18 protein-coding genes are annotated in these 19,337 nt (G+C 41.0%); 15 read left to right on the top strand and 3 right to left on the bottom strand.

Annotated features, from left to right (window positions below; translation table 11 throughout):
* Positions 1-47 precede the first annotated feature (47 nt).
* The 10 genes from H6G26_RS19750 (at position 48) to H6G26_RS19705 (ending at position 9,293) form a co-directional block, all read left to right on the top strand.
* Positions 48-2,204: a pentapeptide repeat-containing protein gene (locus tag H6G26_RS19750; RefSeq protein WP_190730876.1), complete on the top strand. Its 2,157-nt coding sequence runs from the start codon at positions 48-50 to the stop codon at positions 2,202-2,204.
* Between the two features lie 102 nt (positions 2,205-2,306).
* Positions 2,307-2,798, top strand: a complete 492-nt coding sequence (locus H6G26_RS19745) for a hypothetical protein (protein WP_190730875.1) — start codon at positions 2,307-2,309, stop codon at positions 2,796-2,798.
* Between the two features lie 120 nt (positions 2,799-2,918).
* A complete protein-coding gene (locus H6G26_RS19740; RefSeq protein ID WP_190730899.1) occupies positions 2,919-3,125 on the top strand; it encodes a hypothetical protein in 207 nt (68 codons plus the stop codon).
* Positions 3,126-3,347: 222 nt separating this feature from the next.
* Entirely contained in the window at positions 3,348-4,586 is a 1,239-nt protein-coding gene (locus H6G26_RS19735) for a GNAT family N-acetyltransferase (protein WP_190730874.1), read from the top strand.
* Position 4,587: 1 nt separating this feature from the next.
* Complete coding sequence (gene ruvX, locus H6G26_RS19730; RefSeq protein ID WP_347242482.1) at positions 4,588-5,064, top strand: Holliday junction resolvase RuvX; 477 nt, start codon at positions 4,588-4,590, stop codon at positions 5,062-5,064.
* Positions 5,065-5,206: 142 nt separating this feature from the next.
* The gene (locus H6G26_RS19725; protein ID WP_190730872.1) at positions 5,207-5,779 is read left to right on the top strand and encodes a DUF3727 domain-containing protein; all 573 of its coding nucleotides are present in this window, start codon (positions 5,207-5,209) and stop codon (positions 5,777-5,779) included.
* A 277-nt stretch (positions 5,780-6,056) separates the two neighbouring features.
* Complete coding sequence (locus H6G26_RS19720; RefSeq protein ID WP_190730871.1) at positions 6,057-6,683, top strand: hypothetical protein; 627 nt, start codon at positions 6,057-6,059, stop codon at positions 6,681-6,683.
* Positions 6,684-6,737: 54 nt separating this feature from the next.
* Positions 6,738-7,277: a YqeG family HAD IIIA-type phosphatase gene (locus H6G26_RS19715; protein ID WP_190730870.1), complete on the top strand. Its 540-nt coding sequence runs from the start codon at positions 6,738-6,740 to the stop codon at positions 7,275-7,277.
* 266 nt (positions 7,278-7,543) lie between these two features.
* Positions 7,544-8,653: a glutamate 5-kinase gene (proB, locus tag H6G26_RS19710; RefSeq protein ID WP_190730869.1), complete on the top strand. Its 1,110-nt coding sequence runs from the start codon at positions 7,544-7,546 to the stop codon at positions 8,651-8,653.
* A 52-nt stretch (positions 8,654-8,705) separates the two neighbouring features.
* Positions 8,706-9,293 carry a Uma2 family endonuclease gene (locus H6G26_RS19705; RefSeq protein WP_190730868.1) on the top strand — a complete coding sequence of 196 codons (588 nt, stop codon included), beginning with the start codon at positions 8,706-8,708 and terminating at the stop codon, positions 9,291-9,293.
* Positions 9,294-9,550: 257 nt separating this feature from the next.
* On the opposite strand, the gene H6G26_RS19700 is transcribed toward H6G26_RS19705, so the two are convergent.
* Positions 9,551-9,928, bottom strand: a complete 378-nt coding sequence (locus H6G26_RS19700; protein ID WP_229561022.1) for a hypothetical protein — start codon at positions 9,926-9,928, stop codon at positions 9,551-9,553.
* Between the two features lie 118 nt (positions 9,929-10,046).
* On the opposite strand from H6G26_RS19700, the gene H6G26_RS19695 reads away from it, so the two are divergent.
* Positions 10,047-10,277, top strand: a complete 231-nt coding sequence (locus H6G26_RS19695) for a hypothetical protein (RefSeq protein ID WP_190730867.1) — start codon at positions 10,047-10,049, stop codon at positions 10,275-10,277.
* 11 nt (positions 10,278-10,288) lie between these two features.
* Here H6G26_RS19695 and H6G26_RS19690 read toward each other — a convergent pair whose 3' ends face one another.
* Entirely contained in the window at positions 10,289-11,041 is a 753-nt protein-coding gene (locus H6G26_RS19690; protein ID WP_190730866.1) for a Mut7-C RNAse domain-containing protein, read from the bottom strand.
* Positions 11,042-12,139: 1,098 nt separating this feature from the next.
* Between H6G26_RS19690 and H6G26_RS19685 the strand changes: the two genes are divergently transcribed.
* The gene (locus tag H6G26_RS19685; protein WP_190730865.1) at positions 12,140-13,117 is read left to right on the top strand and encodes a sucrase ferredoxin; all 978 of its coding nucleotides are present in this window, start codon (positions 12,140-12,142) and stop codon (positions 13,115-13,117) included.
* 78 nt (positions 13,118-13,195) lie between these two features.
* Here the strand turns inward: H6G26_RS19685 and H6G26_RS19680 are convergent, their stop codons facing one another.
* A complete protein-coding gene (locus H6G26_RS19680; RefSeq protein WP_190730864.1) occupies positions 13,196-14,785 on the bottom strand; it encodes a helix-turn-helix domain-containing protein in 1,590 nt (529 codons plus the stop codon).
* 922 nt (positions 14,786-15,707) lie between these two features.
* Between H6G26_RS19680 and fdxB the strand changes: the two genes are divergently transcribed.
* From fdxB to ctaD, 3 genes are all read left to right on the top strand, one after another.
* Positions 15,708-16,001 (top strand): ferredoxin III, nif-specific, encoded by a 294-nt coding sequence (fdxB, locus tag H6G26_RS19675; RefSeq protein WP_190730863.1) that lies wholly within the window; start codon positions 15,708-15,710, stop codon positions 15,999-16,001.
* Positions 16,002-16,529: 528 nt separating this feature from the next.
* Positions 16,530-17,516 (top strand): cytochrome c oxidase subunit II, encoded by a 987-nt coding sequence (locus H6G26_RS19670; RefSeq protein ID WP_190730862.1) that lies wholly within the window; start codon positions 16,530-16,532, stop codon positions 17,514-17,516.
* 91 nt (positions 17,517-17,607) lie between these two features.
* Positions 17,608-19,296, top strand: coding sequence for a cytochrome c oxidase subunit I (ctaD, locus tag H6G26_RS19665; RefSeq protein WP_190730861.1), 1,689 nt, complete (start codon positions 17,608-17,610; stop codon positions 19,294-19,296).
* Positions 19,297-19,337 lie beyond the last annotated feature (41 nt).

The following is a 19,337-nucleotide window of genomic DNA, read 5'->3' as shown; positions in this document are numbered from 1 at the left end:
AACTGTGCCGATCGCGGCGTAGAAATAATGTTAAAGGGAATTATACGATGACGACACCAATTGTCAGGAGAAGTAATCAATCTGGTCAGTCAAAACAACCGGAAAGAGCCAGTTCGCTGCTGCTAGCAAGTAGACGTTTTGCTGCTTGGGCGGCTGAAATCACACTAGTGGTTACCAGTGGGTTGATTCCCTTCGGCATTGGTGTCTATGCCAATTCTAGAAGCGATTTTAATCGAGTGCCGCTTAACCCCGTGCTGGTAGTCACAGAAAGAGCGATCGCTAGACCCCTAGCTCTGCCTGTAAGCTATGGCATCCGTAACGTGGCATGGCCGACTAATATTCTGTGGATAATCGCCCTGTTAGCGCCTGTAACGCTTTCGTGGTGGCAATTGTATCTACTGGCTAAGACTGGTAGTACAATTCCTAAACGTTGGTTTAAAGTACGAGTTGTCAACGAGCAAGGGAAACCACCTGGTTTGGGGGCAGTTGTGATTAGAGAAGGATTTGGGCGTTGGACTGTACCCATTTCTATCGCCTATTTGTTGTGGCGCTACAGCTTTGCTTTTCCGAATTTAGGATTATTCACACTTTTATCTTTGTTAATGATTGTGGGTGAAGGGATAGGCTTACCATCGCGCCGGGGGCGTCGCGCACTCCATGATCAACTCGCAGGCACTTATACAATAGATGCGACTCGCCCCTTACCATCCTCACTCTTAGCTAACAACAGACAAGCTCAGTCTACTGGCGATAATGATGAAGCAGAAGAATCGCAGGAGGGAGAAGAATTAGCGGCAGCCCAAACCAGCCAGTCGCCTAATATATGGCGGCGCATACAGCAAAATCCTAATCTGACTTTGTTTGGGGTAGGGCTTACGAGCATGACTGCTGTATTGGCAACTTTAATCGGCACTCAAGTTTATATCCAAATTCAACAATCCCAGCGAGCAACTAAGCAAATCAACAGCCAACAGTTCCTCGAACTTGTCAAACAATTAACTCCTAACTCTGGGGCGACTAATGAGCAACGCCAAAGCGCAATTTTAGCTATGGGTGGTCTGAATGACCCACAGTCCATTAAATTTCTGACGGATCTTTTGGTTAGCGAAACCAACCCCAGCCTCCTGGATACGATTCAACAAGCTTTGACAACTGTCGGGCCCCAAGCCATCCCGGAATTAAAAAATAAGAATCAGTTTCTGGTTAGCGAACTAGAGTCTGTGGGCAGTACTGCAACCCAAGAACGGGAATTGCGGCAAGGGCGGCTACAAAGAAACCAGCGGACAATCAACAAGATTCTCTCTGTTTATAGCGGTAAAATCGAGGGCGTTGACCTTAGTAGCACCCAATTAGGTCAAAGCGGTACTCCAGGAAGTTCCTTCTTCAACTTGGTACTAGATAACCTTGATTTATCAGGAGTTAAGTTTAAATCTGCAAATCTCAACCAAGCCAGCTTTAAGGGTAGCCGCTTTCGGGGCATGGGTGAAGATGGGCGCTGGGATACCTACGACGATGTTATGGCTGATTTAAGCCAAGCTCAGTTGCAGCAAGCCAATCTTACTGATGCTAATCTCAGCCGCGTCTTGATGAACCGTACTGATTTGAGCCGCGCTACTCTCAACAGAGCTAACTTATCCAACGCGCGTCTTATTGACGCTAAACTCAACAGCACCCAACTAGTAGGAGCCGATCTGCGAAACGCAGTTTTGGAAAAAGCCAGCTTGACTGGAGCAGATTTAGGTGACGCTAAATTGAACGAAGCCAATCTGTACGCTGCTCGTTTAGGTCGCGTTACTGCTATCGGAACGCAATTATCCTTTGCCAATTTAATTAACACTGATTGGCAAGGGGCAGATTTATCAGGAGCCTATTTGGATCGTGCGAATCTCAGCAATGCTAACTTGAGCGCCACTCGTTTAGCTGGTGCAGTTTTGCGTTCTGCCCAGATGGAAAACGTTAACTTACAAAATGCCGACCTAAGTCTTGCAGATTTACGCGGGGCGAATGTCGCTGGAGCAGATTTTAAGGGGGCAATTCTCGCTCCTAGCAAACAAGATCCAGCAGATCAATTTGTCAAAACCCCAGATTTAGGCTCAGTATCTACCGTAGTTCAAGGAGTTGATTTTACTAAAGCCAAAAATTTAGATGCCAAGCAATTAGCGTACATTTGTACTCAAGGAGGCATTCATCCCCGTTGCCCGTAGAATGGAGGGGGAGCAGAGGGGCAAAGGAGCAGGGGGAGAAGAACCGATGCCCAATTACCAATGACAAATGACAAATGACAAATTGGTGTGAGGAGTTTGGTTATGAAATATATTCCATATTTGGTTTCAGTTTTGGGGGCTAGCTTGGTCTTGAGTCTGGGGAGTACTAAACCAGCACAAGCTCAAGTAGCTTATGGCAGTTATATAGGTATAGGCCCTAGTGTTGGTTTTACCGATGGTATCCAACTCGGAGGAGTGATAGCTGGACGCTACAAGCTTTTGGAAGCACCACTTTCGCTCCGCGCTCAAGTGTTAATTGGTAATAATACGGCAGTTGTGCCAACGGTTTCTTACGATTTACCCCTTAACTGGCAAGCGGATGCTTATCTGGGTGCTGGGTTGGTGTTGGCTAGTGGTGGTGGCTCCTCTCCTGTGGGCGACAAAATTAGTTTTGCTTTACAACCAGGCATTGATTATGTGATCCCAAATAGCAATACAGTCCTTTTTGGCAACGCCATTATCGCTTTTGATGCCTACCGTGATAGCGGTGGTACAGCTATCTCTGTACAAGGTGGTGTTGGTTTGAGATTTTAATGGGCTATCCCTAAGAAGCGTTAAACTTCATTGCAAATTAAGAAGTTAGTCCAAACAACATGATAGTTTTTGGTGATGAAGAGAGACAGCACAGGATTAACACAGGAGAATACAGTGGCAATGGAATTAAATTTATTAACAGATGCGGGCGCAGATGAAATGAATCAAGATTTCAGTGAATATGTTGCCAACCTGCAACTTCATATGACTCTGCAAGCTCGTAATCTTGTTCCAACCCTGAAGCAAACACTGGTAGATAGTCGCCAGCAGTTACTCCATCAAACCCAAGCCCACTTTGAAAAGCTAGTTTCTCGACAAGGGTTATAAATATATACAAATTTTAATCAAAATTCAAATAAAATAAAGGCAGATGTTGGGTTAATGCCAATGGTGTTCTCACAAGGTCTGCTTTTTCTGCTTTTTTCAGTATTGAGTTACTAAAATCACCCTTTTGGCGCAATAGTAGAGAGCAGAAACTAGTTAAAATAATTATTGCAGCAGTTCCTTTGAAGAGCAGTTACTTAAGGCTAAATAGCGGCTCGAATAAAAATGACTTCATTACTTCCCAGAAACCTCAGCGTTGTTATCCGACCAGTCCAATACCGGGATCTGGACGGGATTGAGCGCATAACTCAAGAGTCATTCGCAGCCCTTACTCCCAAGGGAGCAGGTTTTGCCATCAGCCAGATGCAAAGGCTGCGTCGCTGGTATGGATTACTCAAATTTTTGAGTTGGTTTCCTAACCCGCTACAGTATCGCCTCTGTGCCTACATAGCAGAGCAAGGGCGGTTGCTTCTAGGAATGATTCAAGTGTCACCGTTTAACCGGACACGCAGTACATGGCGGATTGATCAAGTGCTGTTAGAGCGTGGTGTCGATAAACAAGGAGTTGGTTCGCAACTTTTGCGTCATTGCTTTGAATCGATTCTAGAAGCTCGCACTTGGTTACTGGAAGTTAATATCAACGATATAGAGGCGCTAGCACTATATCGACAAAATGGATTCCAACGTCTGGCAGAAATGACGTACTGGGAAATTGAGCCAGAATTACTAACTGAATTGGCACAAGCAGAGCCAGACTTACCCAACCTCTTGCCAGTAAGTAATGCTGATGCCCAGTTGCTATATCAACTAGATACGGCATCTATGCCACCTTTGGTACGTCAGGTTTTTGACCGTAACACCCGCGACTTTAAAACCAGTTTGTTCGGTGCTTTAACTGATGCAGTAATGCAATGGGTGAGCAAAACAGAAGTAGTAAGTGGTTACGTATTTGAACCGCAACGCAAAGCTGCGATCGGCTATTTTCAGGTGCAACTTGATCGGAAGGGTGAAGTTCCGCACGTCGCAACGCTGACGGTTCATCCCGCTTATACTTGGCTGTATCCAGAATTATTATCTCAGCTGGCTCGGATTACCCAAGATTTTCCCCAACAAGGGTTACAATTAGCTTCCTCAGACTATCAGGCAGAGCGAGAAGAATATTTGGAACGAATTGGGGCAAAACGCATAGAACATACATTAGTTATGTCCCGTTCTGTGTGGCACAAGCTACGGGAGTCTAAATTTGTCTCCTTAGAAGGAATTCAGTGGACTGATATGCTGCAAGGTTTACAACCAGCACGTAAACCTATACCAGGTGGGATGTCATGGATACAATCAGCAAAGTTGCCATTGTCAGATAAACCACTGCAAAGCTTGTCAGAGCCGATTAACTTTTCGGGAAAAAACCCTAGCATGGAAGCATCGTCGATCCCTGAATCAGCAGATGCACAGCAGGAGAATTAGCGTGATATCCCAGCAGCAAGCAAAACCATTTATTTCAGCTTTGGGACTAGATTTTGGTCGCAAGCGAATTGGAGTAGCAGGGTGCGATCGCACGGGTTTAATTGCTACGGGGATTACCACAATTGAACGCACATCTTTTGAGCAGGATGTCGAGCAAATCCGGCAAATAGTTAATGAGCGAGAGGTGCAAATCCTAGTTATGGGCTTACCTTATTCAATGGATGGCTCATTAGGATTTCAGGCACGTCAAGTTCAGAAATTTACTACAAGACTTGCTAAAGCACTGAAACTGCCTGTGGAATATGTGGATGAGCGATTAACTTCATTTCAAGCAGAACAACTGCTGATAGCTGAGAACCGCTCCCCGTCACGCCATAAAGGTTTGATTGACCGCAAGGCAGCCGCTTTGATTTTACAACAATGGTTGGATGTTAAGCGTGCTAACTCCCACAGTTCAGTTGCGGCTATTGAATATTGATACCTTTTAACATGATATTCTGAAAACGATTAGCCAGCAGTTGTATCTACGTATAATGCTATTTAATTGGCATAATTATGTCGTTCAATAGTTAAGCGTTTTACAAAGTTGCTGGTATTTATTAAATTTCTACATTTCGGCTATGTTTTCCTCTCCATTTCCTGAAGAAAATGATAACGCTCATGCGGGTTCCATCACTTTAACCGATGATAAAGGGCGATCGCTCGAATGTTACATAGAGCATTCCCTCGAAGTCGATGAACAAGAATATGTTTTACTTCTTCCTGTAGACTCACCTGTAGAAATTTTTTCTTGGGAAGGTGACGGTGAGGAAGAAGAAGCGGTTCTGGTAGAAGATGACAACATCATTGAGCAAATTTTTGCCACTGCTCAAGCTGTACTATCTGAGCAAAACTTGGTATTAAAGAATACAGCTTATGCTCTGACTGTTGCAGGTGATTTACCGCCCGTTGAAGAATCAGAACTCTTCACCTTAGAAATCGAAGACGAAGAGGCAGATTTAGATCCAGAACAATTACAGCTACTCGCTAGCTTCTATGATGAAGATCAGGAGTATGCAATTTATACACCCCTCGATCCTTTGTTGTTTTTTGCACGAATAGCTAAAACAGGTGAGCCTGAATTACTTTCTCCAGAGGAGTTTCGCAAAGTGCAGCCTCTGTTAGAAGAACATCTTTTTAATGAAGTGGAATAAGATTAAAAATTCAAAATGGAAATGTTACATTTTGAATTTTTTAATTGAAAATTTTCATTGTAATCAAAATTTAGCTAAACCTTTTACCATATCCCATTCAATGTGGAAGCCATGAAACATTGACATTAAATTGGGAGAATTAGTGTTGTTTAAGATTCTGAAAAAAGCATTTTGATCGTGATTTTCAATTCAATTATCCGTCTTGAAAAGTTTGCTACGGAGGGAAACCCTCCTTACAACTTTCCGCAAAATCCAAAATTGGTATGAGGTGCTGAAAATGGCTTATAGTGACTTTACATTAAGTAAATTTAAAAAGTCATTCAGCATCCACATTGATGAAGAAACTGATTTATGTGCCCACATAGAACCTTTACAGCCAAGCGAGAAACTCATAAATTCTTTAGAAGAAACGGCAGAACTGGCTTTAGCAATTAATACTGAAAAAGCTCGTTCAGAAATGATTATCACTCCGATTTTGTTGGAGGTAAGACGCAGGGCTAATTATCCAATTAGTTTATTTTCAGGGACAGATTTTAATGTAGATGCCGAAAAAGGTCTAAATGGCTATTGTGATTTTATCATCAGCCGTGCTAAAGAGCAATTAACAATTAATGTGCCTGTGGTGGTTATTATTGGAGCTAAAAATGAAAATATTAAGGGTGGATTAGGTCAATGTGCGGCGACAATGTTGGCAGCAGAATTATTTAATCAGCAAGAAGGAAACGAAATTAGGAAAATTTATGGCGCGGTAACAACGGGGGATATTTGGAAGTTTTTGAAGTTAGAAGAAAATGATATATTTATTGATTTAAATAATTATTACATTAAAGAGATCGATAAAATTTTAGGGATTTTATCTCAAAATGTTCAGGGAGATATTCTAGGATGGAGTTCGACTAACTAAACTATATTGGGTTATGCTCATTTGTCTAGAGCTATTTAAATTTAACTGTTGACTATGGCCTGGAACAACCTTTTACAGCCTGACTTGATTTTAGAAGGTTCAGTGTTGAACCTAACACCAGATATTATCCAAAAATACGGGCTTAAGGGGCTGGTATTGGATGTAGATGAAACCTTAGTACCCTTTAAAGTAGGGCTGGCTTCCCCAGAACTACAAGATTGGGTGGAGCAAATTCGCACCTGTACTGCATTGTGTTTGGTGAGTAACAATCTGAGTGAAGCGCGAATTGGTGGAATTGCGCGATCGCTTAATCTACCTTACTACTTAGGTGCAGCCAAGCCCTCCCGACGCAAAATTAGGGCAGCATTGAGGGGAATGGATCTACCAGTGCATCAAGTGGGGATGGTAGGCGATCGCTTATTTACTGATGTCATAGCAGGTAATCGCTTGGGGATGTTTACCATTCTAGTTGAACCGATTGTCCATGCAGACGCAGCCCTGCGTTCTCATCCTGTTCGCAACTTTGAAGTTTGGATATCTGAAATACTTGGAGCTTCTATTACCCCCAAGAAAAGCAAGATTCACAAACGCTAAAAAATCATCAGGAAAGTAAATCTAAAAAAATGGTTAAGGAATCTTACTGGAATCCAAAAATCGGGGATCATAAGTATTAATAACATGGGGTCAGCCAAATAAGACCCTACAGCATACAAAATAAATATAAACCCGTAAAGCGTCAGCCTTCACTATAGAGGGATTGGCGCTTTACAATTTCTTTAGTCATTTGTCCTTTGTCATTCGTCAGTTACTAATGACTAATGACCAATAACTAATGACTAATGACCAATGACCAATGAGTAATGACTAAAACAATTGTTGTCAAAATCGGTACTTCGAGCCTAACCCAACCAGAAACGGGACAATTAGCACTTTCTACCATTGCTACTTTGGCGGAAACACTCTGTTATTTAAGACACCAAGGACACCGGGTGATTTTGGTTTCTTCTGGGGCTGTGGGAGTGGGTTGTGCGCGGTTAGGCTTAACTGAACGTCCTAAAGCGATCGCACTAAAACAGGCTGTAGCAGCAGTTGGACAAGGCAGATTAATTCGGATATACGATGATTTATTTACTACTCTGCAACAGGCGATCGCTCAAGTATTACTAACTCGCAGCGACTTGGTACAGCGCAGCCGCTATCTTAACGCCTACAACACTTTTCAGGAACTATTGGGACTGGGAGTTATACCTATAGTTAATGAAAATGATACCGTAGCCATAGACGAACTAAAATTTGGTGATAATGACACCCTTTCGGCATTAGTTGCCAGCCTAGTAGAAGCAGATTGGCTATTTTTGCTTACCGATGTCGATAGGTTATACTCAGCCGATCCGCGTTCGGTACCAGATGCGCGGCCGATCGCTTTAGTGAGTAGTATTAAGGAATTAGCTCAATTACAAATACAAACAGGTTCCCAAGGTTCTCAGTGGGGCACTGGCGGTATGGTAACAAAAATTTCGGCTGCGAGAATTGCGATCGCTGCTGGAGTTCGTACCGTAATTACCCAAGGGCGATTTCCCCAGAATATAGAAAAAATTATCCAAGGTGAACTGATTGGGACGCATTTTGAACCGCAACCTGAACCAACTTCGGCGCGTAAACGTTGGATAGCTTACGGACTTTTACCTGTGGGTAAATTGTATTTAGATGAAGGTGCGATCGCGGCAATTTCTCTAGGGGGAAAATCGTTATTAGCAGCTGGAATTAAGCTAGTAGAAGGAGAGTTTCGCACACAGGATGCAGTGCAATTGTGTGACATAAACGGTAACGAAATTGCTAGAGGACTTGTGAATTACAACAGCGATGAATTGCAAAAGATTCGCGGCTGTCATTCGCGGGAAATTTCCGCAATTTTAGGCTATGCGGGTGTGGAAACCGTGATTCACCGGGATAATTTGGTTTTGATTTAGGATGGAAATAAGATAAATTTCGTGAGTACTAACTGCGAGAGTAAAAAATATTATGACTCAAACGTTAGAAAATGCTGTTAACTTCCCAGAAGAACAACACTTCTTCAAACATGGATTAAGTTGGGAACAGTTTAAAACGATTCAAGCTAGCTTTGAAAATGTACCGGGAGTGCGGTTGTTTTATTGTGAGGGTATCTTAGAAATTGTGAGTATTGGCAAGCCTCATGAGGCAATTAAGTGTTTAACTGGTTTGCTCTTGGGGCAGTATTTCTTGGAACAGGGCATTGAATTTTTTCCCAGTGGGAGTTTTAGCCAGGTTATTCCTGAGATAGTAGAATATCAAGCAGATTTATCTTATTGCTTTGGAATGGACAAACCTGTACCAGACTTGTGCATTGAAGTAGTGATTACTAGCGGTAGTCCCATAAAGTTACAGAAGTACAAATTAATGGGAGTCCCAGAAGTTTGGTTTTGGGAAGATGGCACGATTGAAGTTTACTGCTTACGAGAGCAAGAATATGAGAAAGTTGTTACAAGTGAGCTATTACCAGAATTAGATTTATCCCTGCTCAATCGTTGTATTTTGTTGTCGTCTCCCTTGGAAGCGCTTAGAGAGTTTCGCCAGGGTATTCAGCAGTAATAGTCAGCTGAAATGATTAATTATTCTTTAATTTCACCACATTCTTAACTAGTTTTTTACAGACGAGCTTGTTTGATGAAGACTCCATAAACTATCCTTCGTGTACGAAGGAAACGAAAAAGGTAATTCGTTACTGCAAATTTCTTACTATGTGTCTTATTTACAAGAACTTAATCTGATAGCTTTTAGTTAAAAATCTAATAATTAACTTAAAAAACACAGGAAAGTGATTGTCTTTCAAGCCATCCCCATTTCTGCTAAAGCCACCGCCCCCCACAACGGTGCATCATCCCCCAAAATCGTTGGGACAATTTCAAAATCAACTTCTGGTAAAGCCGTCTCCCGCGCCACCTGACGCACCACTTGCCAACAATTCTCCCCCCCAAACCCCTCAAAACCTCTCCATCTCTGAGTCCTCCGCGCCTCTGCGCTTCCTTCTCCAAAATTTCCCCAGCAGGTTTTGCGTCTTGTACCAATGAGTAAATAACCGATCGCATAATTTCCAAGTCAGTACTAGCATTTGCATTAGCTGGCGAGAGACGACGTTCATAACGCAACCACTTTCTCGAGCCGATATTTACCAATGCAGCCGCCAGCTTAGTTCCGCCAAAATCGAGAGCTAGGATAATTGTCATAGTCTTTTATACTCCTTCTATCTATACCATTACAAAACATGGTTTCTTTCTCAGGAAAGATGTTTGCGCTCAAGATACATTTAACACTAGAGAAAACCACATTATTCTTTAGAAACTCATGAGTTCCGAGCAACAACATCCAATTATTGATTTGTCTCACGCCAAAGAACCTCCTCGCTCTATCAATCTCGATGAGCAGAAGGAGGCGGCTCCCCTTGCAGCGGAAGAAGTTAGCGGACAGATCGAGGATGACCCCATTAAGAATGCTTTTAATAGTCAAGAAGAAAGCCCAGAAAATGTTGGTGATTTTGCTAACATCCCCGGTGCAAGCAGCTTGCAATTGGATTGATAATTATTGACTTACTCACCTGTTCTTGAGTCCAGCACTTCGTCAATAAATTGTTGCAACCGTTCATAATGGGAACCTTTCCAATAAATGCGATCGCAGTCTTGGCAACGCTGAAATTGATCAATCTGCGATCGTACAGTTTCTGGTAATTCGTCAATAATAGATTGTTTATCTACAGGTTCTAATAATCCATTGCAGCGCAAACACCGTTTAAATGGTGAGATTAATTTAAACAAGTCAAAACGTTGCAGTACTTCCAAGATTTGTTCTTGAGGGTTAGTATTTCTAACGTAATACCCATACCTTACCAAACTACGCATTAATAGACCCTTATCACGAGTCAAGAGAATCCGTGCTTGGCTGTAGGATATTTCCGCCAATTTTTCATCCTCATAGTCATTGCTGTATAAAGTATCAAAACCTAAAAGTCGTAAAGATGTCGCAAGCTTCCCCAAATGGATATCTAAAACAAAGCGGATAATACTGAGGGGTTTTGGCAGAACAGAAATGCTTGGTATAATAGTATCCCTAGCTGAAATTGGATAAACATTGATAGTATCTCCATCTAAAACTATGTAAGAAAAATTTACATATTCACCATTAACGTTTATAAAATCAACTTCAGGATGAGGAACACCCAAAGACTCAATCATGTCCTTAATGGAGCTTCTCTCCTCAAAAATATGAGAGATTTTTACCTGCTTATGATGCCGTGGTAAAAAATAATTCAATTCTGCATGAAAATAGAAATATGCGATCGCCATAATTAAAAATCTTTGGATTACTAGGGGCGTACAGCCGCGTACCCTTATTGGCAACAATTTGTCACAATTGCAAAATATCTATTATATTGAAAGAATCAATGGTTGCTTAAGCGAGCTATCTCCACTATAAAATGCCCGTTAATCTTGATCTACGCAACCTTCTAGAGGCAAAAAATGGTAAAGAAACTATAAAAATTCTCAAATACTTGCATTTATTATTGAGTTCAGCTACAGTCAAAATAGATGCATATAATCAAACCCTGACATAAGCTTCAGGAAGTTAGATTAGCTAAAAGGGTAAATACCAGGTTAGTTAATGTTGATTTCAGTGACGCTGCTAAAAATTAGTCATTATTTTTGATCATTAACTTACCGCGTATTAAATATGGGGCAATAAAGCATTTACCCCTAATTTAATTGTTTTTATTTTTTCTAATCTAATTGAGAATTATTTGCAATATATGTATGGATAAATACATTAACAGCAGATAAAATTTTTTTAAAACAGTATTGGCTTACGAAGCGATTATCTGCTTGTCAGGTGTTTTTGCATCTATCTTTAGGAATATCTAACTCACAAAATCAACAGAAAATTATATCTTTATGTGTACAAACAAGAACTTTAACTAGTAGCTATGAAAATAACTTCAGCAAAACTTTAAATAACTATGTTGTTGCGAGGAATATATTTGATTGTAATATCAGTTACATTGATATTATAAGCAAGTTAATCGCTTAGAGAGTAACAAGCGATCGCACAACATTGAACATATTTGATTTTGGTCCAAAAACCAAGTTCAGAAAAGTCGGGCTTCAGCAAGTGAAAATTTATAAAATACCAAATAACAATAAAACTAGATACAAAATTAACGCCCCTCATACGGAAAAATCTATCTTGACACTGTTTATCTTTATTGTGGAGAGTTTATTAACCGGAAAGACCTCGATTAATAATGATGTTATAAATTGGCTACCTAGTTTTAACTAGGAATGAATACTGTTCTTTTTTATCTCCTTTAGCCAAGGATATTGTAGCTAAGAACACACTTGTATTGTGTAATACCTTTTGTCCTAAAATACGCTAATGAGTACAGCGAGATGAATAGTTTTTTTTGTTCTGACAATTCACAGCAAGCGGGAGAAGATGTTATTGGTAGCGCCACCAATTATCAAACTTATATTTTAGTTGAGTGTCCTTTACCTTGGACATCAGAAGCTTTTAATTCCAAATGGGTACCCCAAAATTTAAGAATTTTGGTAGAGGAAGTGAAGCGTGCTAAAGTATCGATTAGATTCCTTTTAATTGCTAATGATGTATCACACAAAGTAAACCACACTACGCTTTTGATTTATCAAAAAAAAGAGGGGCTTAGTAATGGATACCATAAGCAAGAGTTTAAGCTAGGAAATATTGAGCAAGTAGCAGCAGTTGTCCAAAAATGGTTATGGGGTATCAGTTCTAATTATGAGGTAGAAACCAGTGCGACTAAAGATATTCTAGTTTGTACCCACGGTAGCCATGATAAGTGCTGTGCTAGATATGGCGCTCCTTTTTACTTCAAAATTACAGAGAGTAATGCTGATTTTTGCTTAGACAAAGTGCGAATTTGGAAATCATCGCACTTTGGTGGACATCGGTTTGCACCAACAGTCATCGACTTGCCAGAAGGGAGATACTACGGTCGTCTTGATGTAGATTCATTTAGATCGGTTTTGACTCGGACTGGCGATATTCAATGCTTAAATAAAGTCTATCGAGGCTGGGGAATTCTGCCTGCTGCACTTCAGATTTTGGAAAAAGAACTAATCCTCTGCAATGGATGGGATTGGTTTAAAAACAAAGTTACAGGCAAAATTTTGGAGCAAAGTCTAGACAATAAAACTATTTTGGGTGAGCTAAGTTTTGAACAACCTTCTGGTTCTCTCTACACTTACCAGGCTAAACTTATCAAAGATGAAACTAAGACTCAACAACTAAAGAGTTCATGCAATGCTACACGAGAGTTGGTAGTTACTAAATATGCTGTCGGTAGTCTTTGGCTTACTTCTAGTAAGGTGATGAGTTATAGTACTTAAAAGAGAAGAGTTTTTAAACGCAGAGGGGAACCCCCGCAACGCGCTGCCTCCCCTCTGCGTTTAAATTCCGAATCAAGATTAAGTCATATTTAAGACTTTTCGCAAAAGTACTTGGTCTTCTAATTTGGCTTTTAAACGACCATTTTCGATATCTCGAATCCAGCTTTGGCTTTTACCTGTAAGTTTTGCCAATTCTCTTTGAGAGAGATTCAAATTTTTTCGTGCTTGCAAAATCTGTTCACCCAGTAAATCGCTTGTAGCTTTGGGTTTCCTTTTGGCTTTAGCAGTTCTTGTTTTCTTCTTTTCTGATTCTGATATTTGCTGTTCCCATTCTGGTGGGAGTTCAAAAGCCAAAATCCGCGCATTCATTAAGAGATTCCATTTACCACGGGGTCCTGTGTCTGTGAGGCGAGTTTCAGCGCCACCGTCATTAGTCCAAAATTCCAATGCTTCATCTGGATCTTCAGGAAGATCAATTAACTTGGCCCATAAAGGTTGAATTTCTGGCGGATAGGTAACTGGATCGAAAAGTGGTTTCATTCCATAGTGATTGAGAATTTCCAAATCGCTTTCAAAGGTTCGCAGTAGACGTTTGCGTTCTTCTCGTTGTCTGGATGCAAGGGCAACTTTTTCTTCACCGTAAGCAATACGCAGCAAGGTAGGAATCGTAATGCGTTGTTCCTTACCCATTTTGGTTTTAAACAGCAACCACAGCATTAGTCGGACTGCGCCTTCATGTTGCTGCCAAATGCTCATGACTGTGGTTAGCAGCGTTTTGGGAAGACTGCCGTATTGATAGAATGCGGTTCGCTCTTTACATGCTTGTTTGTTTAAGAAATATTGTGCCCAAATACCTGCTTTTACTTTAAAAGTTAGCCCAATAAGATATTTGCATCCAAGATTGTCTTCTTGAAAGTGATGCTGAATATCTACTAAGTGCCATAAGCGGCTACCTGTAATAGAGAATCCGTTAATTCGGCCTTGTTGGGGCCAGTCAATGGAGATAATCAACGAGCAAGCTTGCTGAACGATATTTTTCATTAAAGCTAGCTTGGCAGCTTTGCTTAAGTCTTTGCGTTTCTCCATCCCCAAATATTTCTCGATTTGTCGCTCATCGATCGCAAATTCTTGTTCCCAAGGTTGCTCTAAGGCTGTAGCATAGGCTGCAAAAATCAGATGTATGCAAGTGGCTCTGATGTCAAGCCCCTCAATTGATGCTATATCCGTAGCTTTGTCGTTAACTTTAAATGGATCTTGGATGTGAAAAGCGATCGCACCTCGGCCTTGATTGATTTGTCGCCCATAACATAGATACCCGTCTTCATCGGTTTCCCAATGTAGAGATGTTCGCTGCGCTAGTACATTACAAGCTTCCCAAATTGCGATCGCTGAAGCAAATGGATTATTCTTGCCGTTAGAAAACAAGTCTAAACTGCTAGCATCTCTCGGTTCTATTTTGCATCTCCCCTTTTTTGACTGCCAAGGAATCGGAGAATTAGTTGGACAAGCTATTACACATTGCGGTTCTGAATAATAGCCCTCACAATTATTACAAAGACCAGGATCAATCCAGTATTCATTGTCCTCTATTCTGATTGCACCCGTAGGACATTGGGGGCGGCAGTTGTCACATCCAACGCAACTGTTGTTAGGAATTGTATAAGGCATTTGGCTCTTTTCCCACTCTAATCGTTGAGATGTCTGGCTCAGGTCTCCCCTGGATGAGTCCTGTTCATTCATGACTCGCTACCACATTATCTTTCTGGCGAGAATAATCTTTTCTCACCACACTCACTCCCCACATCCACATTATTTGCATCCAATTGGAAGCTATTTAAGGCTTTAAAACTGAGCCGGATAAAATTTATTTATTAACTATACATTTCATAAAAATAATGATTAATTTGTTCGTACCGAGCTTATAAAAAATCTTAATATTTATTTAAATTTACATTTAATGAACATCTTAGCTTTAACCATGAAGTGTTTTTGGAAAATCTTGAATCATGTTCTAATTGGAATTTCATCTGATTTATTAATGATTTTAATATTTAATGCATGATAATATTCTGCTACCAAGTTTACAGTTCCTTCATAATTAGCTTTACTTTCTTGTAGATAAACAAATAATATCTTTTGTCATCATTTATATAAATAGATTAGTTAAGCGTAAATCAGAAATTGTTGGCTTTTAAAATACATATTGCATATATAAAAATGTAACTATCGAACATTCTTTTTTGTATAAACCAATACTATTTAGATATACTAATCCGCCTAATCCTAAAAATATTTGAAAAAAAATATCATCACTCTTGTGAAGATAGTTGTATCTGCTGGAAATAATAATTATCCTTTTTGTCACCAACACAGAGTATGGACGGGTTACTTTCCCCTCCTACGACTAGACAATTATTATCAATAAGTTTTATCTATAATTTGAAATTAAAAACAATGTTATTTTGTGTTCAAAGTCATCGAAAATTGATGATCAAAAAGTAAGTTTTGAATACAAAAGAATAAAAGGTTAGGATAATATGATGATTAATGCACAAACAGATTGACAGGCAAAAATGCCGAGGATTTATTCATGGCACAACTAACAGGTTTGACATTTGGCGGTAAAGCTTGGACACCAAAATTTGCTCAAGAAATTGACAAGGACAAATGTATCGGCTGTGGCAGATGCGTTAAAGTCTGCGGGTACAACGTGCTAGGTTTGAAGGCGCTCAATGAAGAAGGTGAATTTGTAGAAGATGAAGATGATGAAGAAATTGAACGGAAAGTAATGGCAGTTACTTCTCCAGAAAACTGTATTGGTTGTGAAGCGTGTTCACGGATTTGCCCCAAGAATTGCTACACGCATGTTGCATTAAACAACTAAAGTTTTTGAAGTTAGTCAAAATTGTTGTTCATTCAAGGAGGCACTGTTTAGAGAAAGCGCAAATGCGCTAGGCAAGGTAACTTGAGGGGAATACTAAATATTTACTTGAACTAATAAATAGTTCACCGTAAACAAATCCGTAAATCGCAAAGTGTTAGCTATTAACAAATTTAAACTTGCTGCTAATATAGCCTAATCAATATTAGGTCTAACAGTGCCCTCTTGGAACAACTAGCTTTTCTGGGAGCAGGGGGCTAACTTTTTCATAGGAGTTAAAATATAATTTGTAATTTTCTGGGGGAAAGATATGGAAAAAATCTGGAAGTTTCCCCCATTTTTTATGGCTGCACGTTAGAAAGTTAATAAGTGAAAAGGGAATGGGGAATAGGGAATGGGGAAAGAACAAGGGAATGGGGTACAGGTTACAGGGAATAGATGAATTCCTATTACTTGTAACCTGTAACCTCTCCCCTAATACCTAATACCAGAAAATCACACCTTTAAAAACTGTTTACACAGGTAGCATGTATGCAACAAGTTCCTGTTTCACTATGGACTCTGGTTGCTGGGATAGTAGTTACAGCAATCAGTATTTGGATTGGTCAGAATCACACTTTGATGCCGGTGCAAGCATCGTTACAAGCGCCTTTGGTAGACGGTTTTTTTAACGTCATGTTTACCATTGCGATCGCACTCTTCTTAGTGGTAGAAGGAACAATTGTACTTTTTTTGATTCAGTTTCGTCGCCGTCGCGGTGATGATACCGATGGCGTGCGAGTAGAAGGCAACGTTCCCTTAGAAATCTTTTGGACAGCAATCCCAACAGTGATTGTTCTCGGCTTGGGCATCTACAGTGTAGATGTTTTTAACCGAATGGGCGGTTTTGAGCCTGTCGGTCATCCTCATTCAGCAGCTCATGTTGCTCATCAGCCGGGAACGGCTATTGCAGCTACATTAAGCGATACTGAAGCAACAACTGCCCCAACGATCGCCCCAACAATCGGTATTGGCGCGTCTCCTCAAACTCTAAACAAACCAGCCGACTTAGTTGTTGATGTCAAAGGCATACAATACGCCTGGTTATTTAATTACCCTGATAGTGGCATTACCTCTGGGGAATTGCACATACCCGTTGGTGCTGATGTACAACTCAACCTTTCAGCACAAGATGTAATTCATTCATTCTGGGTGCCAAACTTCCGCTTGAAACAAGATGCACTTCCCGGTATCCCTACCGAACTACGATTTGTCGCTACCAAACCAGGTACATATCCCGTAGTTTGTGCTGAGTTGTGCGGTGGTTATCACGGTTCAATGCGGACACAAGTAATTGTCCACACACCAGAAGAATATGATAACTGGCGGACAGAAAACCAGATTGCTCGACAGCAAAATTTAAATCAAGTCGTTGCAATTAATCCAGCCGACTTATCAACATCAGAGTTTCTCGCACCTCACACCCACGATATGGGAATTAGTGCAGCAACTCTAGAGTCATTGGTCATTGGTCATTAGTCATTAGTCATTGGTCATTGGTCATTAATAACTGACGAATGACAAAGGACAAAAGACAACGGACAAACAACAAATGACAAAGGATAAAAATATGACGCAGGTAGAATTTCCACGAAATACTCCACCAGAAGGAAAGAAACCGGAAATGGTGGCTGGCCACACCTCTCATCCGAAGGCGTGGAAATGGCAAGACTATTTTACATTTAATGTTGACCACAAGGTTATTGGTATTCAATACCTGGTGACGGCGTTTGTGTTCTATCTCATCGGCGGACTGATGGCGATCGCTCTGCGTGTCGAATTAGCAACACCAGATGCAGACGTACTCGACCCCAATCTGTATAACGCTTTCATGACCAATCACGGGACGATCATGATCTTCCTGTGGATTGTTCCTAGTGCTATTGGCGGATTTGGTAACTATTTAGTGCCGTTGATGGTTGGTGCTAGGGATATGGCTTTCCCGAAGCTGAACGCGATCGCCTTTTGGTTAAACCCACCAGCAGGATTACTCATATTAGGTAGTTTCATTTTTGGCGGTTCGCAATCTGGTTGGACAGCTTACCCACCTTTGAGTTTGGTGACAGCGCCAATCGCTCAAACTATGTGGATACTTGCGATCGTCTTGGTGGGAACTTCTTCAATTTTGGGTTCACTGAACTTTGTAATCACCATTTTGATGATGAAGGTTCCTAGCATGAAATGGGATCAAGTTCCCCTATTTTGCTGGGCAATCTTGGCAACCTCTATTCTAGCATTGCTCTCCACACCTGTATTAGCAGCTGGTTTAGTTCTGCTATTGTTTGACCTCAACTTTGGTACTTCCTTCTTTAAACCAGATGCAGGCGGTAACGTTGTAATTTATCAACACTTATTCTGGTTTTATTCTCACCCGGCAGTATATTTAATGATTCTGCCCATCTTCGGCATCATGTCGGAGGTAATTCCAGTTCACGCCCGTAAGCCAATCTTTGGTTATAAAGCGATCGCTTATTCTAGTGTAGCCATCTGCGTTGTCGGTTTGTTTGTCTGGGTACACCACATGTTTACCAGTGGCACACCCGGCTGGATGCGGATGTTCTTCACTATCTCCACTCTTATAGTTGCAGTTCCCACTGGCGTGAAGATTTTTGCTTGGGTTGCTACCCTTTGGGGTGGTAAAATCCGCTTCACAGGTGCGATGCTTTTCGCCATTGGCTTGTTGTCCATGTTTGTCATGGGCGGCTTAAGTGGTGTGACGATGGGAACAGCCCCCTTTGATGTTCACGTCCACGACACATATTATGTAGTTGGACATTTCCATTACGTTCTGTTTGGCGGTTCCGTGTTTGGCATCTACGCCGGCATTTATCACTGGTTCCCCAAAATGACCGGACGAATGCTGAATGAAAGCTTGGCACGCATTCATTTCGCCCTCACCTTCATCGGCACAAATCTAACTTTTTTACCCATGCACGAGTTGGGTTTAAAAGGAATGCCCCGACGGGTGGCAATGTATGATCCGCAATTTATCGACCTCAATCAAATTTGTACCTTCGGTTCAATTGTTTTGGGGATATCGGTAATTCCTTTCGCCATCAACATGATTTACAGTTGGTTGAAAGGGCCTTTGGCTGGTGATAATCCTTGGCAAGCTTTGACTTTAGAATGGACAACTAGCTCACCACCTGCAATTGAAAACTGGGAAGTGTTGCCGGTTGTGACTCATGGCCCTTATGACTACGGTCATAGTCATAGTAATGAAGTACAGCCATCTGCAACACCGGAAGTTAGTGCTTAGGTAGTAGAGTGAGTGATGCGATCGCTCTCAAGCTGGCTGCA

It is taken from the genome of Nostoc sp. FACHB-888 (genome assembly GCF_014696655.1).
Lineage (GTDB): Bacteria > Cyanobacteriota > Cyanobacteriia > Cyanobacteriales > Nostocaceae > Nostoc.
The sequence above is the reverse complement of the archived record's forward strand: the minus strand, read 5'-3'. Positions and strand labels throughout refer to the sequence as shown.